Origin of the sequence: Streptococcus pneumoniae, from assembly GCA_040719455.1 — a bacterium.
Classification (GTDB): domain Bacteria; phylum Bacillota; class Bacilli; order Lactobacillales; family Streptococcaceae; genus Streptococcus; species Streptococcus pneumoniae_G.
Genome location: JBFDTN010000001.1, coordinates 228,133 through 254,545, shown reverse-complemented (window position 1 = coordinate 254,545; position 26,413 = coordinate 228,133). Strand labels below are relative to the sequence as shown.

Annotated in this window: 27 protein-coding genes, 3 tRNA genes and 1 pseudogene; 1 reads left to right on the top strand and 30 read right to left on the bottom strand. The window is 43.4% G+C overall.

Features of this window, described 5'->3' with window-relative positions; translation table 11 throughout:
• Nucleotides 1–182 precede the first annotated feature (182 nt).
• The 23 genes and pseudogenes from AB1I63_01205 to parE all read right to left on the bottom strand — a co-directional run bounded on the left by AB1I63_01205 (nucleotide 183) and on the right by parE (nucleotide 18,701).
• A complete protein-coding gene (locus AB1I63_01205; GenBank protein MEW4353508.1) occupies nucleotides 183–1,037 on the bottom strand; it encodes a type IV secretion system protein in 855 nt (284 codons plus the stop codon).
• A gap of 16 nt (nucleotides 1,038–1,053) precedes the next feature.
• Complete coding sequence (locus AB1I63_01200) at nucleotides 1,054–1,296, bottom strand: hypothetical protein (protein MEW4353507.1); 243 nt, start codon at nucleotides 1,294–1,296, stop codon at nucleotides 1,054–1,056.
• Between the two features lie 18 nt (nucleotides 1,297–1,314).
• Nucleotides 1,315–3,132, bottom strand: a complete 1,818-nt coding sequence (locus AB1I63_01195; protein MEW4353506.1) for a VirD4-like conjugal transfer protein, CD1115 family — start codon at nucleotides 3,130–3,132, stop codon at nucleotides 1,315–1,317.
• Nucleotides 3,132–3,620 carry a hypothetical protein gene (locus AB1I63_01190; protein ID MEW4353505.1) on the bottom strand — a complete coding sequence of 163 codons (489 nt, stop codon included), beginning with the start codon at nucleotides 3,618–3,620 and terminating at the stop codon, nucleotides 3,132–3,134. Before AB1I63_01190 ends, AB1I63_01195 begins: the two co-directional genes overlap by 1 nt.
• Before the next feature lie 83 nt (nucleotides 3,621–3,703).
• On the bottom strand, nucleotides 3,704–4,285 hold the full coding sequence (locus AB1I63_01185; GenBank protein ID MEW4353504.1) for a CPBP family intramembrane glutamic endopeptidase: 582 nt from the start codon (nucleotides 4,283–4,285) through the stop codon (nucleotides 3,704–3,706).
• A gap of 2 nt (nucleotides 4,286–4,287) precedes the next feature.
• Entirely contained in the window at nucleotides 4,288–4,521 is a 234-nt protein-coding gene (locus tag AB1I63_01180; GenBank protein MEW4353503.1) for a transcriptional regulator, read from the bottom strand.
• 9 nt (nucleotides 4,522–4,530) lie between these two features.
• Nucleotides 4,531–4,911, bottom strand: a complete 381-nt coding sequence (locus AB1I63_01175) for a hypothetical protein (GenBank protein MEW4353502.1) — start codon at nucleotides 4,909–4,911, stop codon at nucleotides 4,531–4,533.
• Nucleotides 4,912–4,921: 10 nt separating this feature from the next.
• Nucleotides 4,922–5,341 (bottom strand): hypothetical protein, encoded by a 420-nt coding sequence (locus AB1I63_01170; protein ID MEW4353501.1) that lies wholly within the window; start codon nucleotides 5,339–5,341, stop codon nucleotides 4,922–4,924.
• A complete protein-coding gene (gene dcm, locus AB1I63_01165; GenBank protein MEW4353500.1) occupies nucleotides 5,325–6,677 on the bottom strand; it encodes a DNA (cytosine-5-)-methyltransferase in 1,353 nt (450 codons plus the stop codon). The genes AB1I63_01170 and dcm overlap by 17 nt, the downstream gene beginning before the upstream one ends.
• A gap of 99 nt (nucleotides 6,678–6,776) precedes the next feature.
• Nucleotides 6,777–7,574 carry a replication initiator protein A gene (locus AB1I63_01160; protein MEW4353499.1) on the bottom strand — a complete coding sequence of 266 codons (798 nt, stop codon included), beginning with the start codon at nucleotides 7,572–7,574 and terminating at the stop codon, nucleotides 6,777–6,779.
• The gene (locus AB1I63_01155; protein ID MEW4353498.1) at nucleotides 7,571–7,744 is read right to left on the bottom strand and encodes a hypothetical protein; all 174 of its coding nucleotides are present in this window, start codon (nucleotides 7,742–7,744) and stop codon (nucleotides 7,571–7,573) included. The genes AB1I63_01160 and AB1I63_01155 overlap by 4 nt, the downstream gene beginning before the upstream one ends.
• Before the next feature lie 165 nt (nucleotides 7,745–7,909).
• Nucleotides 7,910–8,035, bottom strand: a pseudogene (locus AB1I63_01150) (DNA mismatch repair protein MutT).
• 8 nt (nucleotides 8,036–8,043) lie between these two features.
• Complete coding sequence (locus AB1I63_01145) at nucleotides 8,044–9,069, bottom strand: aminotransferase class V-fold PLP-dependent enzyme (GenBank protein ID MEW4353497.1); 1,026 nt, start codon at nucleotides 9,067–9,069, stop codon at nucleotides 8,044–8,046.
• An 86-nt stretch (nucleotides 9,070–9,155) separates the two neighbouring features.
• A tRNA-Arg gene (locus AB1I63_01140) sits at nucleotides 9,156–9,227 on the bottom strand.
• 151 nt (nucleotides 9,228–9,378) lie between these two features.
• A complete protein-coding gene (rpsA, locus tag AB1I63_01135) occupies nucleotides 9,379–10,584 on the bottom strand; it encodes a 30S ribosomal protein S1 (GenBank protein MEW4353496.1) in 1,206 nt (401 codons plus the stop codon).
• Nucleotides 10,585–10,739: 155 nt separating this feature from the next.
• Nucleotides 10,740–10,811, bottom strand: a tRNA-Gln gene (locus AB1I63_01130).
• A gap of 58 nt (nucleotides 10,812–10,869) precedes the next feature.
• Nucleotides 10,870–10,950 (bottom strand) — tRNA-Tyr (locus tag AB1I63_01125).
• A 52-nt stretch (nucleotides 10,951–11,002) separates the two neighbouring features.
• Nucleotides 11,003–11,233 carry a DUF2969 domain-containing protein gene (locus AB1I63_01120; protein MEW4353495.1) on the bottom strand — a complete coding sequence of 77 codons (231 nt, stop codon included), beginning with the start codon at nucleotides 11,231–11,233 and terminating at the stop codon, nucleotides 11,003–11,005.
• Nucleotides 11,234–11,290: 57 nt separating this feature from the next.
• Nucleotides 11,291–12,352, bottom strand: coding sequence for a branched-chain amino acid aminotransferase (locus AB1I63_01115; GenBank protein MEW4353494.1), 1,062 nt, complete (start codon nucleotides 12,350–12,352; stop codon nucleotides 11,291–11,293).
• A gap of 64 nt (nucleotides 12,353–12,416) precedes the next feature.
• Complete coding sequence (locus AB1I63_01110; protein MEW4353493.1) at nucleotides 12,417–13,253, bottom strand: hypothetical protein; 837 nt, start codon at nucleotides 13,251–13,253, stop codon at nucleotides 12,417–12,419.
• 97 nt (nucleotides 13,254–13,350) lie between these two features.
• On the bottom strand, nucleotides 13,351–15,801 hold the full coding sequence (parC, locus tag AB1I63_01105; GenBank protein ID MEW4353492.1) for a DNA topoisomerase IV subunit A: 2,451 nt from the start codon (nucleotides 15,799–15,801) through the stop codon (nucleotides 13,351–13,353).
• A gap of 175 nt (nucleotides 15,802–15,976) precedes the next feature.
• The gene (gene fic, locus AB1I63_01100; GenBank protein ID MEW4353491.1) at nucleotides 15,977–16,582 is read right to left on the bottom strand and encodes a protein adenylyltransferase Fic; all 606 of its coding nucleotides are present in this window, start codon (nucleotides 16,580–16,582) and stop codon (nucleotides 15,977–15,979) included.
• A gap of 175 nt (nucleotides 16,583–16,757) precedes the next feature.
• On the bottom strand, nucleotides 16,758–18,701 hold the full coding sequence (gene parE / locus AB1I63_01095; protein MEW4353490.1) for a DNA topoisomerase IV subunit B: 1,944 nt from the start codon (nucleotides 18,699–18,701) through the stop codon (nucleotides 16,758–16,760).
• Nucleotides 18,702–18,825: 124 nt separating this feature from the next.
• Between parE and AB1I63_01090 the strand changes: the two genes are divergently transcribed.
• Nucleotides 18,826–19,272 carry a DUF1694 domain-containing protein gene (locus AB1I63_01090; protein ID MEW4353489.1) on the top strand — a complete coding sequence of 149 codons (447 nt, stop codon included), beginning with the start codon at nucleotides 18,826–18,828 and terminating at the stop codon, nucleotides 19,270–19,272.
• Nucleotides 19,273–19,357: 85 nt separating this feature from the next.
• Here AB1I63_01090 and AB1I63_01085 read toward each other — a convergent pair whose 3' ends face one another.
• The 7 genes from AB1I63_01085 to efeB all read right to left on the bottom strand — a co-directional run bounded on the left by AB1I63_01085 (nucleotide 19,358) and on the right by efeB (nucleotide 26,411).
• A complete protein-coding gene (locus AB1I63_01085; GenBank protein ID MEW4353488.1) occupies nucleotides 19,358–20,737 on the bottom strand; it encodes an IS1182 family transposase in 1,380 nt (459 codons plus the stop codon).
• 113 nt (nucleotides 20,738–20,850) lie between these two features.
• Nucleotides 20,851–21,963 (bottom strand): glycerate kinase, encoded by a 1,113-nt coding sequence (locus AB1I63_01080; protein ID MEW4353487.1) that lies wholly within the window; start codon nucleotides 21,961–21,963, stop codon nucleotides 20,851–20,853.
• Nucleotides 21,964–21,969: 6 nt separating this feature from the next.
• Nucleotides 21,970–22,620, bottom strand: coding sequence for a phosphoserine phosphatase SerB (serB, locus tag AB1I63_01075; GenBank protein ID MEW4353486.1), 651 nt, complete (start codon nucleotides 22,618–22,620; stop codon nucleotides 21,970–21,972).
• Nucleotides 22,617–22,793, bottom strand: coding sequence for a twin-arginine translocase TatA/TatE family subunit (locus AB1I63_01070; protein ID MEW4353485.1), 177 nt, complete (start codon nucleotides 22,791–22,793; stop codon nucleotides 22,617–22,619). The genes serB and AB1I63_01070 overlap by 4 nt, the downstream gene beginning before the upstream one ends.
• Before the next feature lies 1 nt (nucleotide 22,794).
• Entirely contained in the window at nucleotides 22,795–23,514 is a 720-nt protein-coding gene (gene tatC / locus AB1I63_01065) for a twin-arginine translocase subunit TatC (GenBank protein ID MEW4353484.1), read from the bottom strand.
• Nucleotides 23,504–25,201, bottom strand: coding sequence for an FTR1 family protein (locus AB1I63_01060; GenBank protein ID MEW4353483.1), 1,698 nt, complete (start codon nucleotides 25,199–25,201; stop codon nucleotides 23,504–23,506). Before AB1I63_01060 ends, tatC begins: the two co-directional genes overlap by 11 nt.
• Nucleotides 25,179–26,411 (bottom strand): iron uptake transporter deferrochelatase/peroxidase subunit, encoded by a 1,233-nt coding sequence (efeB, locus tag AB1I63_01055; protein MEW4353482.1) that lies wholly within the window; start codon nucleotides 26,409–26,411, stop codon nucleotides 25,179–25,181. The genes AB1I63_01060 and efeB overlap by 23 nt, the downstream gene beginning before the upstream one ends.
• Between the last annotated feature and the right edge of the window lie 2 nt (nucleotides 26,412–26,413).

The window sequence follows — 26,413 nt, the reverse complement described above, 5'->3', positions numbered from 1 at the left end:
TCCTTATTAAGATATTTAGGGCGTTAAACGGACACCGTCAAAATAGGAAATTGACCGACGAGTCACCCAGACTCTAGGAAAATTTATCTTTTTGACACTGTCCGTAGCCCGTATTCAGTTTGGATAAAAAGACCAAGACTCTTGTCTCAGTCTAACAGTTATTCCAGCAAGTGCTGTCCTCCTTACATGCCCAATATACTTCTAGCAGTACGCTGACTACCGACAAGGGCAATAATAAGCAAAATAGCCTGCACTAAGCTACCTACCATAATGGCCAAAGTTTCCATCGCACCTGCTCCATTTGCGACTGCTAACTTTCCAGCCGATTCAAAGAGGGGCACGAGGGAAACAATGAGAAATATCAGGATTCCTTGCACGGCATAGACCATGATATTTTTCAGATAGCCCATTCCGACACTTCGCCACTCATCGCTGAGGAAGGTGGGAATCGTGACTGGCGCAAACGGAATCATCAGGTAGAGCTGGATAAAGCGAATCGTAATGAGGATATTGACCACCATGGAGCTGGCCACACGAACCAGCCAGATCATAATCGCAAATAAACCAACGATCATTTTCCCAACAATACCTGAACCCTTGAGTCCTGAAATAGTTTCATAGGTTGTTCCACCGTGCGATACAATCCCTGCCACTTGTTCAATGACATAGGAAGCTACAGCTAAGATAGCTTCCACAATAACCGTCGTATGTGTCAGAACGACCGCTACCATGATGTAGCTCACTATCATTGGGGCAATTGCCTCAAAGGTCATGGCTCCACCTGAGCCTGCTATTTTCTTTGCCATTTTGGAAAATTCAAGGATAAGAATAACGGCTAAAATAGCCACACCAATAGGCTCCATAATCCCTTTGGTAATGGCAGACAGATAAGACCACACGGTTGGATTGTAGTCCGCAAGGGATTTAACGAGATTGGCGGTTGATTCTAAGTCCACATCAAAGCCTTCAAAAAGACTATCACTCGAAATTTTCTCAGAAGCCAAAAATACAAAAGATGAGGTTACATCTGTTATCATGTCATACCTTGCCCTCCTAAATCGTAATCTGGGTCACAAAGGCTCCCGCTGCACCCACCATCACACCACCCACAATTTCAAGAATGGCGTTTCGGACACCTGGGCCTCCGTCTTTAATGTTGGTGGCTAGGTTGATAATTCCCATCACCACGAGAAAGGCTCCTACAGCAATCAAGCCTTTTTGTAAGAGCGCCATGGCTTGCGCAAACATAGAAGTCGCATCAACCCCATACACAAAGCCTGTTAGTTGTTTCGTCATAATACATCCTCTTTTCTGTTATTTTAGTGTTGTTTCTTTTCTTAAGTCTCTGACCTTGTGGTTAGTCCAATCCATCATTTCTTCTTGTCCCAAGGGATCAATCTGATAATCCCACCAGCGCTCGTCTGTTTCCTTATCGGCTAAGAACTTCCAGTTCTTGTGCTTAAAAGGAAGATACTTCTTGTCCTTAAAAACTGGAACTCCTGCAATCCGAACCAAGCACTCATCTCTCTTCATATTTCCAACCTCATCAGGAGTCATGAGGTCTCGTGCAATCTTTTGATAAGAGAGCGAGCCAGAGCCTGTTTGTCCGAAGGAGCGACTAGTGTTTCTCACATCAATGGTCTGTTTGCCTAAAAGGTTACTCATGAATTTGAAGGTCTCTTCGTCATTTCCACCCAAGTAAAGCAAGCTATCGCAGTTCCCTAGAATGGTTTTCCAAGCCTCCTTTTCCTTATAGAGTCCTTGGAGTTGAGCGATATTTTGAAGGATTGGTACCAGACTCATATTTCGTGAGCGAACCGTTGAAGTCTGTTCCGCAAAGTCAGGAATCTCACCACAGTTCGCAAACTCATCTAGGTAAGCTCTCACGTGAATCGGAAGCCTCCCCTTAAAGTCCACATCTGCTTGTCTGGTCAAGGTTGAAAAGACCATTGAGAAAAAGAGGGCAGAAAGAAAGCGAAAGGTCGTATCATTGTCAGGAATCACTAGATAGACCATGGTTTTCTGTGTCCCCCATGTTTTTAACTCCATGGTATCCCGCTTGGTTAAATCAATGACGGATTGGATATTAAAAATGGCAAACTTAGCAGTTGTCACCGCAATCACCGAATCCAAGGTCTTGTCCTTATAGTTTTGAAAATCGGCCCAATTGCGCATGGTAAAGTTTTCCGTCCCATACTTTTTAGCATAGTTTTCAAAGAGGACTTCTAGGACACTCTTGTCTTGATTCTCCCCTTTAGAAAGCAGTTTGATAAGTTTTCCTATTTCTGAAAAGCTTGGGTAACGACCACGTTTCTTCCTAGCTTCCTTTTCTTGCTTTGAACTGCCTGGTGGATTGTAAAAATCGACCAGGTAAGAGGCTAGGCTTCTAACCAAAGTCATAGAAGCCTCATCCCAAAAGGGATCGCTTCGTGAACCAGACCCTTTGGTATTATTGAAATAAACCGTAAGCATGCGGTTCAAATCATTTTCTGTCTCCACATAGCGAAAGGGATTAAAGCCATCCGAATTGGTCATATTGACCAAATCCAAGATTTTGACCTGATAGCCGTTCTCCAAAAAGAGCTTCCCCGTCTTTTCAGCCAAGTGGTCTTTAGGATCCACAACAATGTTGGAACAGTTTAGTTGAATGAGGTTAGGTTTGACAAAGCGAAAGGTTTTCCCTGCACCTGAGCCACCAATGACCACCAGATTTTTATTACGGTCATATTGAGGCTTCTTCTTTTCTAAGAGGGTCAATCGCACGTTTCGGGCAAGAATGGTGTCATTCAAGGGATTTTTACTGAAAAAGGCTTGCCTTTCCTTTGTAGTCCCAAAACGAGCTGAGCCATACTCAGCCCCTTCTCTATACACCTTTTGGCCAGTAGACACATACAAATAAACCAAGCCCATGGTAAACAACCCAAGAAGAAAGGCTAGAAAGGATCGACCCGTAAAAGAGAGATTCCACAAAGGGTTCAGAACCTTCTCTTGACCATCGCCTAAGAGATAAGCTACTTTCTCTAAAGGCGGCTGATTGGGGAGGCTATCATAAAGCAAGGTCAAGCGATGACAAACATACCCCAAGGTCAAGCCCAAGCCACCAAAAACAATTCCTTTTTTCAGAGAATACATCAGAGGCTGACCTCCTTGGTTCTAACCGCACGAGGCTCAGTCAGAAGAATTTGTTCTTTGGCCTTTTCAATTTCCTCATCCAAGGTATTATCAAACGTCAACCCTTCCAACTTTTCTGGATTAGAGACTAACTGTTTAAGCAATTTATCCAAATGCGTATCAAGAAGAGACTTATCCTTGGCGTAGAAATGGAGGTAATCTCCTTGCCAGCTAATCGCTATTGGCAATTGTTCCGACTCCATTAGTTCTTTGAATTTCTCACTATCTATGGGCTTTTCTAAGATGTCTTTTGAGATATTAAGGGATTCAATGGCATAGGGACTCTGGAGGAGTTCTTCTAGTTTTTGCACGCCAATCTTATAGGCAGAATCCTGAGCGAGGGCGTATCTCGCCGACCACTCCAGGAGCTTTAAAAGAGTTCTGACGGTAAAGAGTGCAGTCCTTTCGGCATACTGCACTGCTTGTCTCTCCTGTTGTTCTGATGACATCACAGACTTCCTTTCTGCTCTTTATTTCCCCGAGAAAAAATCAAGGGTAGTCTCATCATACGAAAGCCCCCTTGATTTGTTTATCACAAAATGGACAAGCTCAGCACAAGCATGTTCCAAGAAACATGGAGTAACAGAGCCGTGAAGGCATCGGTTTTTAGGCGGACGATTCCAAGCGTTACTCCTAGTCCTCCATAGATGAAACCAGTCGGTAGGCTACTAGGATGATGAGCCAAAGCAAAAAGAAGACTCGTGATGATCATCTGAGGCAAAGGACGCTTCAATCTTTCCCAAAGCAGTTGTCTGTAAAGATATTCTTCTGTGATACTGGCATTCCATAAGAACAAGAGAAAAGACACCAAAGGGACTTGACTTTCAACTTCCATGAGCCGTGCTTGATTGTGCGGGACTTCTGAAGCTAACAGACTGACCAAAAGAGATAACAAGACCATAAAGAAGAATCCTAGCAGTACCCAACCTGCTCTCTTCTTCCATGATAGGATCTGTCCTCCTTTGCCATAACGTAGCCAGTCCCAACACATCACCACGAGAAACCCCACTTGGAAAAGCAGCAAGGAGCTTCTATCCAAATATCCTACTAAGTAACAACTCAAAAACAATACATTTAGATGAATAGCACCATAAGCCATCACGAATCGAATCATCTTTACCTCCTAAACAAGTCTTCATAATCAATGTCTAAAACCACTACTAGCCTCTCTACCCACTTGGTTTGCGGCATTAAGCGGTGGGAGCGATAGTGTCGGAATGTCTGATACAAGCGATTAAACTCACTAGGATAGACATACTGCCCCTGAAACATCAGCCGAGCTAGAGAGGCCCACGTCAGGCCTTTTTCTGCGACGATTACCTCTAAATTCTCCCAAAAGCGTTCGTTCATTCTTCCTCCTTACATCCCTTCTTCTAGAAGTCTGGCTTGATACAACTGACGTTTTAAGTCTCTTGGTATAAAGGTTCGCATCTCGTCTAGCGTGACATCAGGATAGACCCGCTCCTTAGAGACAATCAAGGGTAAGCGAATCGTCTGTTCTGGTTTTTGAAGCACTAAATGAACCAGTTCATTCAAACGCATGTGATGTTGGCGCTTATACCGTAAAAAAGATGGTGATAAGAGCTCAAAACAATCATTTGTTTTTGAAAACAACTTGAATAGTGTCTCTCGATTGATTTGAGAAGGTTCTATACAGGTATAGGCAACTCCATACGTCTCTAAAAAGACAATGAGGCGCTTGTTTCGTTTGGAATTTCTCCCTAGGTAAATCTCAAGCATAGGCAACTCCTTACAAGGAAAGTGAATTGTCTACTGCTTTTTTAGAAGCCGTCAGCACCTTACTCATATCAATCGGCGTCATGCCCTCACCATAACACTTGACAGTAATCAAGGTTGTGAGGTTGCCTTCTTTTTCTTGGGCAGTATAGTGTTGCCCATAAGCCCGAAAGGCTAGATGATTGTCGGAGGTTAATAGGGCATCCACACCATTTTTGATATCTTCTGCCTCCACGATTTCAAAAATCCGATGTAAGTTGGATTCATAAGCCATCGGCTCCTTCTGGCTTCCCTCTTCCACTGTCACAAAGATGTCGCAGTCATAGTTGGGCAAGTCTAGAATCTCCAACATGAGCTGATCCATTTCCGCATGATGAATGGCTTCATCCAATTCTTCTAATCCTAAAATACTTTGTTTATGTAATAATTGCATGTTCTGCTTCCTCTATCTTTCTAAATTCTTTGGCAAGGGCTCGAATGACGGGGACCGTCACGCTATTTCCAGCCTGCTTGTACAATTGGCTCTTACTAGAGACACTTTCTGCTTTTTCATAGGCCCAATCGGGAAAGCCTTGTAACCTAAAACATTCTTTTGGGGTTAATCGTCTGATGCGCAAGCGATAGAGTTTGTCATCGATGACGATACCAGTCACTTCATGCCAACGGTCCTTACGGTATTCGAGAGCCGCCACGACTACCCCCATATTGCTTGAAGTCGTTAGGGTATTTGCGATACCTTTTCCAACTCGTCCTCTTCGTTTGGTTGACTCTGGATAAGCTAAGTTGATTGAATCTCCAAGTCTAGCCTTAGCGTACCCCAACTTTGTGGCTTCCTTGATTTTCAAATGAGGTTCTTCTTCTCGCAAGAGAATTTTAGGAACTTTATCGCCACCTTGCATGGTGGTAAGGGTTGGAGAAATCCCTGAAATGTCATAGACCCGACCTGTCTGCACAAAAGATGTGGGGAGAGTGCCTGCGACCATGACCCCATGCCTGTCTTGGCTCGTTAACGTAAACATCTCCTCTTCATTATCCTTAAATCGTCGCCCATTCTGGCGTTTGGCTACTCTATCAGGAGTGAGGACGGGTATGGCGATTTTTTGGCCCTCGCCTTTCCCTCGAACCAGAGTAGGAGCTAATCCTTCTGACAAATAAACTTCCCCACTTAACCCCTTTTGGGACGGGTTGATATTTCCTAGTCGTTCAAGATGAGTTGGGCTACCTTCTCCTCTGAGAGGAAATAGGAATCGGGGACGGTAGGCTCGAGAATGTCCGATAATAAAGACCCTTTCTCTGTTTTGGGGAACGCCGAAATCTTTACTGTTAAGGACTTGCCACTCAACATCATACCCCAGCTCATCAAGCGTGCTGACGATTGTTCGAAACGTTCTCCCCTCGTCGTGATTGAGTAAGCCTTTGACGTTTTCAAGAAAAAGAAAACGTGGTTGGATTTGTTTGGTCGCTCGAGCAATCTCAAAGAACAAAGTTCCTCTAGTATCTTCAAATCCCAATCGTCGTCCTGCGAGTGAAAATGCCTGACAAGGGAATCCCCCACAGATGACGTCCACTTGTCCTCTAAGTTGTCTAAATTCTTGGTCTGTGACCTGTCTAATATCATGAAATTCTATTTCTCCTTTCGTGTCATACATGGCTTGATAAGACCGCATTGCGAACTTATCTACCTCACAAAATCCGATACACTTGTGACCTTCCAGTTCCATTCCGAGCCGAAAGCCACCAATGCCAGAAAATAAGTCTAAAAACTTCATCACTCCTCCTCTTCAAAAAAAGTACGTTCACATTCCAAACGAATGATTTCAAAAACGGTATAAACGAGTGAAATGGTCACAATCACGAACAAGATCCCATCAAGCATCTTTTCCTTCCTTTCTCAGTTCTCTATTGGTTTCAGCCAGTATGCCATTAAAGACATACTCCGCAATCGTTTCAGCATTCCGAGCAAACCGCATATTATCAAGCGCCAACTGATACCTCTTCTCAAAATGCCTCAACATGGCCATATCGGCAGCTCCTTGCCTGTAACCTTCTGCCCTTAGCTGTTCATGAACCAAGCCCCAAATATAGTCCTTGTCATACTGGCTTGTTTTTTCGACCTTTCTTCTCAAGGATTGAAAGCTGTTTTCCTCCTCATCCTCTCCAAAAAAATCACTATCTTTAGTTTCACTAGTATTAGTCTCACTACTTTCAGTCTCACTAGGGGCTGAATTTAAGACTGGCCCCGGCTGATTTTGAGACTCCCCTCGTGTTTTTTTAACACTAGCCCCGTCTGAATCTAAGACTGGCCTCGTATCCTGTTCCAACTCCCCTAAGTAAATCTTATTTGCCAGTCGTCCTTTTTCACTAGAAGACTGTTGGACTTCCTCAATCAAACCATATTGTCTCAAGGCTTTCTTGATAGACAGGAGCTTAGACTTTGAGCAGCCCAAAAGTGCCATTAGTTTAGAATTGGAATAAATCAAATAGATGGATCCGTCTTCATCAATCCACCCTTTGGTCAAGGATAACTCCAAGCGGTCTTTTAGAACTGCGTAAGCAACCTTGACCTCTAACTTCATGTCCTTGTATCGCTCACTTTCAAACAAGAGTTTTGGCAATTTGTAATACCGCTCTGATGTCTGGTATTGATTTGCGGATATTCGTTTCATACGTCTCCCTCCAATTCCTTCATAGCTACATCTCCATTTTCATAGACCTGAATTAACTTCGCTTCTTCAAGTTCAGCTACAATTTCACTAGCTTCTATGATGTCTAGCTGCATATTAGCAACTAAAAAAGCCATCATCGTGTGACGGCTGGCCTGTTCTTCTGTTTGCATATTTTCTCCATTTCTTTTTACTAAAATAAAAAAGAGAACAATCCTATACTGTTCTCTTCTTACACTATTAAATTAAAACAAACGGCTCCTTTCAGATTATTTGTAGAACGCTCAAATCCTTGATTTAACAGCGTTTATAGCACCTATCATTATTATGACATAATCCCCTCCAGGAATATCGTAATATCCCACATAAGCATTGGGCTTGCCTCGCTTAATCATCGAACGTTTGATCACTAAATAGCGCCCCTCATGCTTCACCAAAGCATGGGCAATCAACTGAACACTCATTTTTCATCCTATAATAACGCTTGTAAAGCGTCTAAATCTCCGTCTGTCGTGGACCAGCTGGTGGCTAATCGAACCACCGTATGATTATCATCATAAGCTTCCCAAAATCCCATAGCCACTTCTTTAGACAATCGTTCATATTGATCATTTTCCAAAATGATGAACTGCTGATTGGTCGGAGACTCTAAAAAGAATCGATACCCTTTTTCGTTTAGTATCTCCTTTAATCGCTCCGCCTGCTCAATCGCTCCTCGCCCAATCTTTACATACAAATCATCTGTGAAGAAGCAATCAAATTGAACACCTAACAATCTCCCTTTGGCAAGTAAAGCTCCATGCTGTTTAACAATTGTTGGAAAATGCTTAGGATATGTATCTTTCGAAAAGACAACCGCTTCGCCACACAAAGCTCCCATCTTTGTTCCACCAATATAAAAGACATCCACTAAATTTGCTAAGTCTGCTAAAGTCAAATCGCAAGCAGGACTTGCTAAAGCATATCCCAAACGCGCTCCATCCACAAATAAGGGAATGTGATACTCCTGGCAAACAGCTGCCATCTCTTCTAACTCCAGCTTGCTGTACAAAGTCCCATACTCCGTTGGAAAAGAAAGATAGACCATCCCTGGATAAACCATGTGGCTATGATTGCTATCCGCATAAAAAGCTTGTAAATACTCTTTCACCTGCTGAGCAGAAATTTTCCCATCCTTGTGAGGCAATGTCAACACTTTATGACCCGTAAACTCAATCGCTCCAGCTTCATGAACACTGATATGGCCAGTATCTGCTGCTAGCACGCCTTCATACGACTGCAAGAGACTATTGATAATGATTTGATTGGTCTGTGTTCCACCTGTTAAGAAGAATACTTCCGCATCAGGCATTTGACAAGCCTTGCGAATCTTTTCTTTTGCTCGTTCACTATATGTATCTAAGCCATAACCTGCTAATCCTTCTTCATTTGTAGCTACTAAAGCATGTAACAAAGCCTCATGAACACCACGATTATAGTCATTTTCAAAATGAATCATCATCTCTCCTTTTTAATCAAATAGTTCTTCCCTTGTAAGACAACAATAAAGCCTCTTGCTTATCAAGGGGCTAAGAATGGATATTATCCACCCTGAGGGAATCGAACCCCCATCTCAAGAACCGGAATCTTACGTGATATCCATTACACTAAGGGTGGCAACTCCATTATTATACCGAATTTCCAAAAAAATAACAAGTCCAAAACGTACTTTATCACAAAATTCTTCGTTTACATGATTTAAGTTTCATTATCTATCACTTCCCTTAGAAAGCAAAAAGACTGAGATATATTCTCAGTCTTTTATAGATTACAATTCGATATCACCGAAAAGGTCAGCCATTGAGAATCCAGTTTGTGTTTCTGGAAGTTCAAAGTCACGTTTTTCTTGACGTTTTGGACGACGTGGACGTGATTGACGTTTTTCAGCTTTTTCTTCGCCTTCAGCTTGTGCTGGACGCTCTTCTAATGCTTTAATAGAAAGAGATACACGTTCTGCATCAGCATTCACTTCAAGAACTTTAACAGTTACTTCTTGACCAACCTTAAGAGCATCTTTTGGATTTTCAACACGTTTGTGTGAAATTTGTGAAATGTGAACCAATCCATCAATTCCTGGCAACACTTCTACAAACGCACCAAAGTCTGTCAAACGTTTTACAGTTCCTTCAATAACATCACCAGCTGCTAATTTTTGCTCTACACCATCCCATGGTCCAGGTGTTGTTGCTTTAAGAGATAGAGATACACGACCTTCTTCTTCGTTCAAGTCAAGTACTTTTACTTCAATCTCTTCGCCAACTGATACAACTGATTTTGGTGATACGTTACGCTCATGTGACAATTCTGTCAAGTGAACCAATCCGTCTACACCACCAAGGTCGATGAAAGCACCAAAGCTTGTGATACGAGCAACTTTACCAGTTACAACATCACCAACAGCCAATTTACCGAATACTTCTGCACGAGCAGCTGCAGTTTCAGCTTCTACTACTTCACGGCGAGACAAGATAAAGCGTCCTTCTTTTGGATCTACTTCTTTAATTTTCGCAGCAAATTCTTGACCTACAAAACGCTCAGTGTTACGAACGAAACGAGTATCAAGCATTGAAGCTGGAATAAATCCACGAAGTCCTTCAAACTCAACTGAAAGTCCACCTTTTACAGCACGAGTTCCTTTTACAGTAACAACTTCTTCTTCACGACCGACTAATTTGTCCCATGCTTTGCGAGCTTCTAAGCGTTTTTTAGATACTAGGTAAGTTACTGTATCAGTATCTTTTCCTACTACCTGGCGAAGAACAAGCAACTCAAGTGTTTCACCTGGTTTAACAAGTTCATTGATGTCTGCATCACGATCGTTTGTCAATTCACGAAGTGTCAAAACACCTTCAACACCAGTTCCTGAGATTGCAACGTTAGCTTGGCTAGCATCAACAGTCAATACTTCAGCAGTAACGACGTCACCTGGCTCAACTTGGCTAACACTGTTTAGCAAATCTTCAAATTCATTCATCTAAAAAATCCTCCAACAATCAAGCGTTCTCGCTTGACATACTTATAATATTTTTCCTAAGCACCCGCAATGACATGTCTATCTTTACCGTTTGTATCTATAAAAATAAAATATCATCAGATATTTTACCCTTTATGTGATACTTTACCTAAGAACTGGGGTAGCTGGATTCGAACCAACGCATGAGGGAGTCAAAGTCCCTTGCCTTACCGCTTGGCTATACCCCAAAATTATCTGGATATCTTATCAATTCTGTCTAAATTTTTGACACTCTCGATATCCTAGTGGAGAGAGAGGGATTCGAACCCCCGAACCCGAAGGAGCGGATTTACAGTCCGCCGCGTTTAGCCTCTTCGCTATCTCTCCAGATAATCAACAATGACTATCATATCATCTTTTCCGAAAAAAAGCAAGTCTTTTATTTGCTTAAATTATAACTTTCAATCAAATTTTCGACAGCTTTTTCAAGTTTTCGGTAAAAACTATCGACAGCTCCGTTTTTGACAATGGCAAATTGATTGTCCAATTCAGCAATTTCTCCAATCGTTTTCTTGCCAATTGAAAGAACATAGCCGTCAATCATATCTGCTCCGAGCTTGACTTTCCCGTCTGCAATCTGAATTTCTACTTTTTTATCTTTTTTACTCATATCAAACCTCACTTTCTCCATTTTACACGAAAAAACTAGAGCTTGCAAGTACAAGACCTAGTTTTCATCTACTTTTACAATCCAGCCTTCTGGCGCTTCAATATCACCAAACTGAATACCTGTCAATTCCTCATAGAGTTTACGTGTAACAGGTCCAACTTCTGTCTCGCTGTAAAATACATGAAAATCATCAGCGTGCTGAACACCACCGATTGGCGAGATGACAGCTGCTGTACCACAGGCTCCTGCTTCGACAAATTCTGATAATTCATCCACAAAGACTTCCCGCTCCACAGCCTTCATTCCTAAGCGGTGTTCTGCCAAGTATAAAAGCGAATATTTGGTGATAGATGGTAAAATAGAAGGACTAATTGGGGTGACAAATTCGTTATTTTTGGTAATTCCAAAGAAATTGGCAGAACCGACTTCTTCAATCTTGGTATGAGTAGCTGGATCTAGATAAATCACATCTGAAAAGCCTTGTTTTTTAGCGTATTGACCTGGTAAAAGAGACGCTGCATAATTCCCACCGACCTTGGCTGCCCCAGTTCCATGAGGTGCTGCGCGGTCATACTTGTCTTGAATGAGAAAATTAGTTGGCGCAAGTCCTCCCTTAAAGTAATTCCCAACGGGCATGGCAAAGACGGTAAAGATATACTCCTCTGCTGGCTTGACCCCAATAATATCACCAACTCCAATCAAAAGCGGACGAAGGTAGAGAGTACCTCCAGTCCCATAAGGCGGAACGTAATCGTGATTGGCACGCGCCACAGCTTTACAGGCCTCGACAAACATCTCGGTTGGCACCTGTGGCATCAAGAGACGATCAGCAGTACGCTGCAAGCGCTCAGCGTTTTGATCAGGACGAAAGAGTTGGATAGAGCCGTCCTTGGTTCGATAGGCTTTCAAGCCCTCAAAGGCTTGTTGTCCGTAATGAAGGGCTGGTGAGGATTCGGACATATGGAGGGTCGCATCCTCTGTCAGACTACCTTCATTCCACTTTCCATCTCTATAAGTTGCTACATAACGATAGGGTAATTTCATATAGGAAAATCCAAGGTTTTCCCAGTCAAGCGATACGGTCATATGCTTCTCCTTTTTTAACTCTGTTCTTACTATTGTACACCTTTTTTACAGATTTTCAAGCATTATTTTCAATTTTCAGAAAATTCTTTCTCAAACATTACTCTAATATCTTATCAATCTCTTCGTCTCTCAATCCATATTCATCTTCCATAAACGTACGGGCAACATCTTCATCAAATCCATGACGCCTATATAAATCTGGGTAAAGAGTGGCATAATCCGACTCATAATCCTCATAGGTATAAGGACCAGGATTTACTTGCCAAGCTGGAGTGGATACTTTAGGTGAGGTGATTTCGCGACTAGAGGGAATACTGTCTTCAACTTCATCAACTGTACTTGACTCTTCAAATTCATCTCTCTTGGGAAGAATGGTCGTGCTTACACTCGAAGAAAAATCTTCCTCATCACTGCTCTTCTTACTCTCAGATGGATTACTTCTCAAATAGGAATTGCTAGAGGGGCCTTCATTAAACTGTGCGACCACTTCTTCAATCTTATCCCAAGTGAGCTTTGGAGCCATAAAAGGAGTTATGTAGCTCCAATCACTGGACAAATAAATCCCCAATTCATAAGTCTTTTCCTGCTGACTGAGCGATTCACCATTAAGAATCATCCCTTTGTTCGACAATGTATAGCGATAAACATGGTCACTCAAACGTTCAAACGAAGTAATCATAAATGTCCGCTTACCCACGGTGACCTGTCCATTTTTCGCAATTTCAAGTCTGTTACCATCTGCTTGAACATCCGTCGGATACCAAGTCCCTCGCATTCGCCAAGGAATTTTCACTGGTTTTGTTTGGCTACTTTCGCTACTCGTGAATGAAGCGGTTTCTTCTTTTGTTGTATCTGGAGCACATGCTACCAAAACTGGAGTCAGAATGAATATAACAAAGCACAAGTTTTTGAAATACGAATTTTTTCTCTTCATTTGACACCCTCCTAAATTGCCATATGCGCAAGCATTTTCCTAGCTTCATTATAACATAAAAAGATGGACAGATATTGTCCACCTTATAGATTAACGATTATTCGACATAGGCATCTTTAACTTCTTCGTCTGAAATAGTATCTGAGATGAAGCTGCCATTGCTAGTGCGTTCTGAGAGGGAGAGGTCTGAAAGGTTGATGTCATATACTTGCCCCGTAGACGAAATGACTTTCAAGACTTGGCTCTCATCTTGGCTGTCACCTTGGTGGAACAAGTCAAAATCAATGGCTTCGCCTTGGACGATACCTGCAACAAAGACGCGGTGCGGTTTGGCTTTTAATTCTCGCAAGACCTGCAAGCCTCGGTTGGCACGGCTGGTTGCTGGAATCTCATCGACTGCTACTTTTTTGAGTGCTCCTCGCTGAGTCAAGAGATAGAAGGCCTTATTAGACACCAGAAAGGCTGCAGCCACGGTATCATCGCCTTTTAGATTGATGGCCTTGACACCTGCTGCCTTGGCACCGACAACTGGCACTTCTTCGCTGTTAAAGCGCAGAGCATAGCCGTTTTTCGTAATCATCATGACATCTTCTAGCTGAACTGGTGTGACCAAAACGATTTGATCATCATCATTTTTCAACTTGGCAAACTTGAGTGATTTGGACTTATAAGTCCGCCAAGGGCTAAATTCGCTGCGTTCGACACGCTTGATTTGTCCCAGCTTGGTTGCGGCTAGATAGACACCCGCGTCAAAATTCTCCACTAATTCTGCATAGATGATTTCTTCTCGGACTTCAAAATTGGAAATAGTTTGGCTGAGGTGCTCACCGATTTCTTTCCATTTGATGTCTGACAATTCATGGACAGGGCGATAAATGACATTCCCAAGACTGGTGAACAATAAGAGTTGCTGAGTCGTCTTCGCTGCACTCACGAAGATAAGACGGTCATCATCACGCTTACCAATCTCCTCAATCGTTGATGCTGCAAAAGAACGAGGGCTAGTGCGTTTGATGTAGCCTGCCTTGGTGATGCTGACATAGGTCTCTTCTTCAACCACTAGGCTCGCTGTATCAATTTCAATGGTCTTAGCCGTATCTTGCAATTCACTGAGACGTGGGTTGCCAAATTTCTTTTTGACCTCACGGAGTTCTTTTTTCATGAGGTTGTACATGGTACGCTCATCACCAATAATGGCTGCCAAGTAGGCAATTTGCTCGCGAAGCTCTGCTTCTTCTTCCTCAAGAACCACGACGTCAGTATTGGTCAAGCGGTAAAGTTGTAAGGTCACAATAGCCTCTGCCTGCTCCTCGGTAAATTCATAGCTGACCTTGAGATTTTCCTTGGCATCTGCCTTGTTTTCGCTGGCACGGATAAGGGCAATGACTTCATCTAAAATCGAAATGACCCGAATCAAACCTTCCACAATGTGGAGGCGTTTCTCTGCTTTTGCCTTGTCAAAGCGACTGCGGGCTAGGATGACCTCTTTGCGGTGGGCAATGTAGCTGGTCAGAATCGGCACGATACCGACTTGACGTGGAGTAAAGTTATCAATCGCCACCATGTTGAAGTTGTAATTGACCTGCAAATCCGTATATTTGAACAAGTAGTTCAAAATCAAGTCACGATTGGCATCTTTTTTTAGTTCAATGGCAATGCGCAAACCAGTTCGGTCTGACTCATCACGGACTTCGGCAATCCCTGCCACCTTGTTGTTGACCCGTACGTCGTCAATCTTTTTGACCAGAACTGACTTGTTGATTTCATAGGGAATCTCAGTGACGACAATCTGCTCCTTGCCGCCTTTTAACTGCTCGACTTCAGTCTTAGAGCGCACAACCACGCGCCCTTTTCCAGTTTCATAAGCCTTTTTGATTTCATCGCGCCCTTGGATAATGGCTCCTGTCGGGAAATCTGGTCCTGGCAAGAATTCCATGAGCTTGTCTACCTTAGCAGACGGATGGTCAATCATATAAACGACCGCATCGATGACTTCTGAGAGATTATGGGGAGGAATGTCCGTCGCATACCCTGCTGAAATCCCTGTCGCCCCATTGACCAAGAGATTTGGAAAGGCAGCAGGTAAGACAGTCGGCTCTTTTTCTGTATCGTCAAAGTTCCATGCAAAGGGAACAGTTTTCTTTTCGATATCTTCTAGTAGGAAGCCTGCCATGTCAGACAAGCGTGCCTCGGTATACCGCATGGCAGCAGGTGGATCCCCGTCCATAGAACCGTTGTTTCCGTGCATTTCGACCAAAATCTCACGATTTTTCCAGTCCTGACTCATGCGGACCATGGCATCGTAAATAGACGAATCTCCGTGCGGGTGGAAATTCCCCATGATATTTCCGACAGACTTGGCAGATTTCCGATAAGATTTATCAAAGGTATTGCCGTCCTTATTCATGGAATAAAGAATCCGCCTTTGAACAGGCTTTAGACCATCCCGAATGTCTGGCAAAGCCCGCTCCTGAATGATGTATTTGGAATAGCGCCCGAAACGCTCTCCCATAATGTCCTCAAGGGACATATTTTGAATTGTACTCATAAGATACTAAGGGCATTATGCAAGTGAAGCAAAATAGGAGTTTTAACAAAGAACCTCACGTTCTAGGTAAAACGATTTTTTTGCAGCACTCAAAGCCCATGTTCAGTTTATGTAAGAAAACTGAACTGCTCCTTTCTCTGTTTCTTAGTACGAAGAGGATAGAGTCCTTCTTTAGTTATAGTTTTTCAGTCTGATAGAGGGTGTAGCCTTCGTAGTAATAACTATGGTCAATCCCTTTCATATACAACTCACGACTGATAATCTCATCTGTTAATGCTTGTTGTAAGACATACTTAATTTCTGTATCTCGAATGGGACTTCTTTCCATAGCAAGTAGGTAGTCTTCTTTGTCAACTTTTGACCAATCAATCATTTTTTTCAACTGATGCTTCAGAATATGGTCCAGCCAAATACGCATGCTTCGACCGTTCCCCTCTCGGAAAGGATGTGCAACGTTCATCTCCACATACTTCTCTACAATCTCTTCAAACGTAGTTTGGGGCATCATTTCAATATGAGCCAGCGATGTCTCTAAATACATAACTGGAGCAAATCGAAAACTGCCTTTTGCCATATTGACAGTACGAACTTCACCAGCAAAATCATAGATTTCATCAAACAAAAATCGGTGGATAAAGGTGAGTGTCTCAAAAGTCCCTACTGTTTGATTTGCTAAAAGATTTTCGTCAAATAAGCGCTTGGCACGACTTTTACTGATTTTTTCTTCCTTTTTAGCTAGTTCGAGAGAATCTGTTAAACCCAGTCTATTTTCTAAAACCATAATAACTCACTTTCTGGCCTGTTTTTCACAAGCTTACATGGCAGATTGAAGATGATTTCTGAACAACTAAACGATATTTTTCAGTCGTTCAAATTAGTAAGACAACTAGCTTGACCGCCCGATAGCGGCAAGCGTCCTAACAGGAGCAACTTTAGTTGCCCTGTTAGGTGCTGAATTAAAACACTCCACTTTCTTCCAATGTAAACTTGACATTATCTTCAATCCATTTGCGGCGTGGTTCGACCTTGTCCCCCATGAGGACAGAAACGCGGCGTTCTGCTCGCGCTAGATCTTCAATGGTTACGCGGATAAGGGTGCGGGTATCAGGATTCATGGTCGTTTCCCAGAGCTGGTCTGCATTCATCTCACCAAGTCCCTTGTAGCGTTGCAACATCGCTCCCTTGCCAAAATCCTTGCGGAGTTGCTCGAGTTCGTTGTCTGACCAAGCGTAGGCAATCTTTTCCTGCTTACCTTTACCTTTACTCATCTTGTAGAGTGGTGGCAAAGCGATATAGACCTTACCTGCCTCCACTAGTGGGCGCATATAGCGGTAGAAAAAGGTCAGAAGGAGGGTCTGGATATGGGCACCGTCCGTATCCGCATCGGTCATGATGATAATCTTGTCGTAGTTAGCATCTTCTAGATTGAAGTCAGAACCAACACCAGCCCCAATTGTGTAAATCATAGTATTGATTTCTTCATTTTTGAGAATATCTGCCATCTTGGCCTTAGCGGTATTGATGACCTTACCTCGTAACGGCAAAATCGCTTGGAATTTACGGTCCCGTCCTTGTTTGGCAGATCCGCCAGCTGAATCTCCCTCGACCAGATAGAGCTCATTTTTCGCCGCATTCTTCGACTGGGCAGGGGTTAATTTCCCTGATAGAAGGCCCTTATCTTTCTTATTTTTCTTACCATTTCGACTTTCATCGCGGGCTTTGCGTGCAGCTTCTCTGGCGTCTCTCGCGCGAATGGCCTTGCGAATGAGGTTAGAGGCCAATTCGCCATTTTCCAATAGAAAGAAGGTCAACTTGTCAGAAACAATGCTGTCAACTGCTGGACGAGCAAGGGGACTTCCTAGCTTATCCTTTGTCTGACCCTCAAACTGCAAATGCTCTTCAGGCACTAAGATAGACAAGACAGCGGCCAGTCCCTCACGGTAGTCTGACCCTTCCAAGTTCTTATCCTTTTCCTTGAGGAGACCCGTTTTTCTAGCATAGTCATTCATGGCCTTGGTAATGGCTGTTTTCATCCCCGTTTCGTGGGTACCACCGTCCTTGGTGCGGACATTGTTAACAAAGGAGAGGATATTGTCTGAATAGCCGTCATTGTACTGAAGGGCTACTTCAACTTGGAATCCCCCCTCTTCACCGTCAAAATACAGCACCGGTGTCAAGGTTTCCTTGTCTTCGTTCAGATAGCTGACAAAGTCCTGTACCCCATTTTCATAGTGGAACTGACTCTCTTCACCTGTCCGCTCATCAAGCAAGGTCAATGTCACTTGTTTTAAGAGGAAGGCTGACTCATTTAAGCGCTCGGCAATGGTATTGTACTTGAAATCCATCGTTGAAAAAATACTGCTGTCTGGCATGAAACGGACCTTGGTACCTGATTTGGACTTAGAAGCTGTGCCAACCTTTTCAAGACCTGTAACAGGCTTTCCGCCATTTTCAAACCGCTGACGATAGACAGCGCCATCACGGGTAATTTCTACTTCAAGCCAGCTGGACAGGGCATTCACGACAGAAGAACCAACTCCGTGCAGACCCCCTGAAGTCTTATAGCCACCTTGACCGAATTTTCCTCCAGCATGAAGCACGGTAAAAATAACTTCGACCGTTGGAATTCCCATGGCGTGCATGCCGACTGGCATTCCTCGACCGTGGTCAGCAACACTGAGACTGCCGTCTTTGTGAATGGTAACATCAATCTTGTCTCCAAATCCAGATAAGGCTTCATCGACTGCATTGTCCACGATTTCCCAGACCAAGTGGTGAAGGCCGGCTCCATCGGTTGAACCGATATACATACCAGGGCGTTTGCGAACTGCATCTAGCCCTTCTAAGACCTGAATCGCGTCGTCATTGTAATTGTTAATATTGATTTCCTTTTTTGCCACAAGGAACCTCCTGTGTTGTTCATCCTTACTATCTTACAGGTTTTTTGCTATTTTTGCAAATGACAATCCTGTAAATAAAGGAAAAATACTGGTTTTTCAACTCCATCTGTGCTATACTAAGGCTATGAGTGACCTACAAGAATTGATCCAGCAAAAGGCGTCTGGAGGGCTAAAAGTCAAGCCTGATGAACAACGGAAATTTCTGCAAACTTTTGAAGAGCGAGTGATTGTTGACGCCACTTTGGAAGAAAGTCAAAGCCCACTGTTAAAAGAGCACTTTGCACAAATGCTAGAAGCCATTAGGGCAGATTACCATCCTATTTTTGTCAAGATTTCTCCGCTCCTAGAAACCAAAGACCAGCTGTTTTATCTCAAAACTGGTCAGGATTTGGAATGTGAAGCAACGATTGTAAGTGAAGACGGACAGTCTCCTTTTGGATTGGTCATTCACACCGATCACCCTGTGGAGATAGACGAGAAAGATATGATGGTTCGCTATGCTTCGCTCTTTATTTCAAAAGAAGATAAAACAGACAAGAAACGCTCTTTTTGGCAAAAATTATTTCACTAATCACAAAAACTCAGCGATAATCATTCGCTGAGTTTCAGACTGAAGACAAATAATTTTTCCCAACTGCTTGTCTTCTTTTTTTGTCTCATATCAGTTCCCATACTCTTTTGATGTAAAATAAAAAGGCCTTCCCTGCCATGATTTTGACATATTTTTTGAGATTTAAGCAAGCCAAAGTCAGCCCAAGCATTGCTTCCATCTTGGCCTTGCCTTTCTGTCTCGTGTATCTGAGATTGTGGTATTCCTTAGCTGTCCCAAAAAGACGCTCAATCGTCTCTTTACGCCCTTGGTAGAGCTCCTTCATGCCAATTTGATGTCGAATCACTTCACAGGTTTCTAAATAATCTTTCCAGATATGACGGGTAATCAAGCGTTGATGATTCTTGGAGCTTGTGCATTGACCTAGAAGAGGGCAGCTACAACATATTTGGGCTTGACTCCTGTATTCACGGTAGCCATCTCGATTTGTAGTGCTATAAGATAAGACTTGATCCTTAGGACAGAGGTAGCAGTCGTAGTATTCATCATAAACAAAATCCTTGGGACGAAGTTTCGTCTTGTCCCCTTTAGGTCTAGTGTAAGGCAATACTGGAGTGATGGATTGATCAAGGAGAAATTTAGCAATAGCAGGTGTCTTATAGCCAGCATCTAAGATAATATGACTAGGATTCAACTCTTTGATCGTTTCAAATAGCACAGGAAAAGCCTGACTATCATGGACGTTTCCTGCATGAACAGAGTAACCTAACGCCCAGCCATGTTTATCACAAGCTACTTGTGCATTGTAAGCAAATACCTCCTTATGTTCTCCCTTATGAAACCAACCACTGTCAGGGTCCGTAGTAGAGACTTTTTTACTAACGGGCTCTTTTTCTTTGGCGAGCCCTAGCGACTTTTTTCCGTGTTTTTTTCGCTCTAGGTCAATCTCCTTTTCCAATTGCTCGCTCATAAACTTCGCTTGCACTTCAACTTCTTGATTGAGATATTTATGATGATTAGCAGCTGCTTTAATATGGGTTCCGTCTACGAAAATCTCACTTGGATGAATGAAGCCTGCATGCAAGCAGAGACCAAGAATATGAGAGAAAATCTTCTCTATTACCTGCTTATCCGCAAAGCGACGCACCACATTCTTGCCATAGGTCGTGAAATGTGGAACCTTATCTTCTAGGGACAAACCTAGGAACCAACGATAAGCCATATTCACTTCAATCTCTTTGATGGTCTGTCGCATCGAACGAATTCCAAAGAGACATTGAATGATAGGGATTTTTATAAGCAGGACAGGGTCTAGGCTCGGACGACCCTTATCTAGACTATAGCTATCTTCTACAAGATCATAGATGAAGGAAAAGTCAATTGTCTCTTCTATTTGACGAAGAAGATGATCTTTAGGAACCAGCTCATCTAAACTGTAAAAACCTACTTGTTGGCGATTGTAACTAGGATTTTCTTTGTGAAACATACCTCTACCTCACACACCTGTTTCTCTAGTTCTATTATACTCCTAAATAGACAAAAAATCTGTTAGAAAGGGAATTCTAACAGATTTGTCTTCAGTCTGAAACTCAGCGATAATCATTCGCTGAGTTTTAATATTGTTCCAATATTTCGCGCGGTACGAATCAGATTTTCCTTGGCATGAAGAAGCGTATCTTCCAAGCTCTCCACTTGTCCAATAATCGGAAAAGCAGCTTTTATATTTTCTAGTGGAAAAGGTGGCAAGTCTGCTCCTAGGCTGCCACAAATAGCAAGGACAGGCAGACCTTTCGGAGCTCGTCTAGCTACTCCAAAGGGAGCTTTACCTTGTATAGATTGACGATCCATCTTGCCTTCACCCACGATCAAGAAGTCTGCTTTCTCACAACGCTTATCAAAGTTAAGAATATCCAAGCAAACATCAATCCCAGAGACAATCTTGCCACCCGCAAATGCTACAAGACCTGCTGCCATACCGCCCCCAGCACCTGCTCCATCAAGCTCCAAAACATCTGGATAAAACGTCCTATAAACTCGTTCCATCGCTTGATCAACCGCAGGCATTAAGAGGGGCGACAAACCTTTTTGAGCACCGAATACATAGGTCGCACCACTTTCTCCACACAAGGGATTTCTGACATCCGTTAAAATCTGAATATCTAGCTGAAAAATGTCTGTGGAGACTTGTTTTGATGATAGGCGTGCCACTCGCTCAAGAGAGCTCCCCTTTGCCTGCAAACGATGACCGTCTTTGTCAAAAAATGTATAGCCAAGTCCAGCTGCAAGTCCAAGACCTCCGTCATTTGTGGCTGAACCGCCAACACCGACTAAGACCTTTTTAACACCATCCTTTGCCAAATAGGCCAGCAATTCTCCCAATCCTCTGGTTTCAAGTGCCAGAGGATTTCGCTTAGCAACTGGAATCAAACCTAAACCCACCAAGTCTGCCATTTCAAACAAGGCAAGAGAATCTTTTCTTCCATAAGGCATGGCAACCTTGTCCCCAAAAGGTCCCGTCACAAGTAGTTCTTTTTCCTCTACTTCTAAGACCTTGCTTAAAATCCGAATCGTTCCTTCACCGCCGTCTCCCACAGGCATGAGATCAAAGGTAGCGCTTGGCAAAGCCTGAAAAAGACCTTTTTGGATACAAAGCGCTACCTCCTCAGCGGATAAGCTCTCCTTAAAGGAATCAGGTGCAATCAAAATATGCATAGTTGCCTACTTTCTTTTCGAGCTCTGAATCACATCCCACACTTGATACAAATCGTATTCGTTAATCTGATAAGGAGCCGCCTCTCGTACCACAGGCTTGGCATTAAAGGCAATTCCAATGCCTGCTGTCTGAATCATAGGCAAATCATTTGCCCCATCGCCAACGGCAACGGTATCTTCTGCCGCCAAGTGATGTTCTTTCGCCCATTTCAAAAGCATGTTTTTCTTAGTTTCTTTGGTGACAATTTCGCCCAGTACTTGTCCGGTCAGCAGTCCATCCTTGATTTCCAAGCGATTGGCTTTGACATAATCAATCCCTAATCGGCTAGCTAGGCTATCCACCGTCTCGTGAAAACCACCTGAAACCACCCCAATCTTGTACCCCTCACTGTGGAGTTTTGTAATCAATTCTTGCGCCCCTTTGGTCACATGAATATTACGGAGAACTTCTTCAAAAATCGACGCTTTCAATCCCTTTAAAAGGGCAACACGCGCACGAAGTGCCTTTTCAAAATCCAGCTCCCCTCGCATCGCTCGCTCAGTGATGTCAGCAACTTTTTCACCAACACCTGCCGCCTCACCCAATAAATCAATCACTTCTTCATAAATCAAGGTGCTATCCACATCCATGACTAAAAGACCCTTTACCTCTGTCATTTGTCCTTGTCATCTCCCTTATCTTCTCCTTGGTCCATGGCTTTTTTAAAAGATGAAATCATTTTGCCAATAGACTCGCCTAATTCTGGCAGGCGTTTTGGTCCAAAAATCAAGAGGGCACCTAGGACCAAGATGATCATTCCTGGCGCTCCAATATCACGTAAGATTCCCATATTAGGTTCTCCTTTTTTCTTTTCTACGGTAGAGCCATTTGCTGAGAGCGACACTGACTTCATAGATGAGAAGTAGCGGCACCGTCATGGCTAAATCACTGGTAAAATCAGCTGGTGTAATGACAACTGCAATCACCAGCAAACTAAAGTAGGCATGTCTTCTATATTGTACCAAAAATCGGGGACTTAGGATACCAATGGAGGTCAAAAAGGCCACCAAAACTGGAATTTCAAAGACGACTGCCATAGGAAGAGTCGTATGTAGCAGAAAGGCTAGATAATTCTGGGCGGTTAACTGGGTATCAAAGAGCCCATCTCCAAAAGACAGGAGGACCTGCAAGAGGGATGGACTGACTAGATAAAATCCAAATAGCAGACCTGCCACAAAACATAGAAAGACCGCTGGGATATACCAAAAGACACTCCTAGCCTCAGCCTTCTCAAGCGCTGGTACTACAAAAGCCCAGACTTGATAGGTCATAAAGGGCAGGGTCAGGGTAAAGGCCACAAGACTTGATAGATTGATGTAAATCCACAAGATATCATTAGGACCTAGGACTATCAATTTCTGGGAAAATCCCTGAGTCAAAAATTGGTAAATACTGCTGGAAAAATAAAGACTGACCAAAAAGCTAAGGAAAAAGAAGGAAATCGTCCAGATAAAACGGCTCCGAAACTCGGTCAAATGCTCAACAATCGTTAGTTCCTGCTTAGTCTTCATGCGCATCTCGATTCTTCCATGTCATCCAAGCAATCAAAACGATAAGAAAAACTTGCGGCACTAGAACTTCCAGACTTGGATAAAGACCGATAAAATCCACCGTAGGAATTCCTTTGATTACATGGCTCGGCAGGATATTGGTCAACTGCAGGGCATGAATGCTCACTCCAAGCATTTTAAAGGCAAGGGCATAAATCAGCCAAGTCAGGTAGAAAAAGACCCTATGTGGCTTGATTTTGCTAGTTGTTTTGAGCATGACAAAGGCTAAAATCAGAAGGACTAGAAAGGCTAAAACAATCCCTAAAAGAAATTCATTGAGACTGATTTTGGGAAGAATTCCCGCATAAAAGAGAATGGTTTCTGCCCCCTCACGAAAGACTGCAAGAAAGCTGAGGGCAAACATGGAGATAAAGCTGCCACTTGCAGTAACTACCCGCATTTGCGCTTCCATATAGGCATTCCATTTCTTAACCGAAGCCTTGCTATGCAGCCAAATCCCAATCACAATCATCATGATGACTGCTACAATCCCGACTGCTCCCTCGATGATCTCACGGTTGGCACCTGAGGAAAGGGCTGGGAAAAATTGTTGCAGGACAATGGCTAACATAGCGCTCGCTAAAAGCCCCACGACTGCTCCGCCATAGACCCAAGCTAGCCCCTTCTTCTGCTTGCTAGCTTTTAAAGTAGACACCAAAGCCATGACGATAAGAAGGGCTTCAACTCCTTCACGAAGCAAAATCAACATAGCATCAAACACATTGTAGCTAGCTGAGGTATCAATGCTAGACAAGTCTGCAATCAGCTGAGCCAGCTTTTCTTGATAGTCCGCTTCTTCCCCCCGCACCATGATGACGGGTGATTCGCTCTCGACACGGGTATAAAGGCTAGGATTTCGCGTGCTAACATCTCCTTCAATGGTCGGCCAAATGGTGATAAACTCCTTCATCAAGGAAGCACCTTTGGTCTTATCTCCCGCATCAAAGGCTGTTTTTGCCTGCTCCAGCAAATCAATCCCGTCTTTCAGGGTCAGATTCGTCGACGCAGCTGCCACTTCCTTACCGTCCTTGAAGTCCTGAATGGCATGTTTCAAGTCATCAAATGAGGCTTGGATATTGGCATAATCTACTGGTTCTGTCTCAATGCTGCTACGCAAGAAAGAAATGGCTGTCTCAATCTTCCCATAGTGACCCGTGCTGGTGTCGCGGACAATGCCTTCATTGACCGTCCAAGTGCTGTTGAGTTTCTTGTACTGATCCTTGATGGCTGCGATGTCCTTACTGTCAATAGCTGCCTGCAAGAGCTCGTAGTAGGGCGTAAGTTTAGTCATCAACTTTTCTTTTTCAACTTCGACATCGACTGGATGTTGCTCGGCATCAAATTCCAAAAGAGCTTTTGAAACTGCGACCAAATTCTCTTCTGACGGTGTCTTTTCAAGCTCCACCAAACGTTTGCTGACTTCTTGGCCTGCCTTGGAATCATGGTTTTGAACGTTTGAGAAATCCGCCTGCAGCTGGGCAATCAACTGCTCAGCCGCGTCCTTATCTCCTTTTTTTAAGGCTGTTGTCGCATCGGTAATCGTGATAAAGAGATGACTGTAAGACTCCTCAGCAGACACAGGACTAACAAACAAGGCGAGAATGAGTAAGGCAACCACTGCCAGTTTATTCAAATAAGGCTTGACCAATGTACTCTCCTTTTTTCACACCAGCAAAACAGGCAAACAAGCCACTGCCGACATGCGTGATATACTCATTCATCTTATCCATAGTTCCCAAGTTTTTTTGAATGGTGATGAACTGCTCTGGATCTTTTTGGAAAGAGATAAAGAGCAGACCTGAGTCAAATTGCCCTGTTTTCTCATCAATCCCATCCGAATAAGAATAGGAACGACGATAGATCTCCATTCCTGTCTCCTTGGCCAGACGGACATGGGAATCAACAGGCACAACCGGCTCTCCCTTATCGTCTTTCAAGTCCAAATCCACTTCATCAAATTCATCTTTTTGCCCAAAGGCAGCACCGCTTTCCTTGTAGCGACCAAAGGTATTTTCCTGCTCTTTGAGGCTAGTTCTGTCCCAGGTTTCCAAGAACATCTGAATCCGGCGGACGGCCATATAGGTGCCACCCCGCATCCAGTTGGCATCATCGCACCAAATGACTTCCTTGAATTCTTCTTCCGTCTTACCATTTGCTGTACCATCTTTAAAGCCAAAGAGGTTGCGCGGTGTTTCTTTGCGGTTTCCTAGAGCTGCAAAACCTGCTTGACTCCATTTCATGGTCACGACATGACGGCCCTTCCTCACCAGATTTCTAACGGCATGAAAGGCTACCTGCTCATCATCTGCACAGGCCTGAATGACAATATCGCCACCAGTATATCTCTCCTTAAGCTGGTCTCGTGGAAATACTGGCAAATCTCGAAATTCTTTGGGCTTCTTGTTCTCCAAGCCTAGTTTGGTCAAAAAGGCAGGGGAAATGCCAAAGGTAAGTGTCAGGCGGTGGGGATTGAGTCCGACTGTCTCACCTGTATCAAAAGGCGGTAGATAGCCGTTTTCACTGTCTTTTTTGACCAACTGCCCTGTCACCAATTTCTCGCTGTAATCTGTCCAATCCTTGAACATCTGGATGACCTCTGCCTTATCTGTCGAATGCAGATCCAAGACCACAAAATAGACATTCTTCTGCATAGGACTCACAATCCCTGCCTGATGCTCTCCGTAAAAAGGGATGTCTTCATTCCCTTCGACTTTTGCACTCTCACTCGTCACCTTTTTAGCGAAAAAAGCAGATGCACCAGAGGCACCGAGCGCAAGCCCAGCCCCTCCTATACCTGCTTTTTTGAGAAATTCGCGACGATCCATTTTTTTATCAAACCATTTTTCGTCTCTTGTCATGT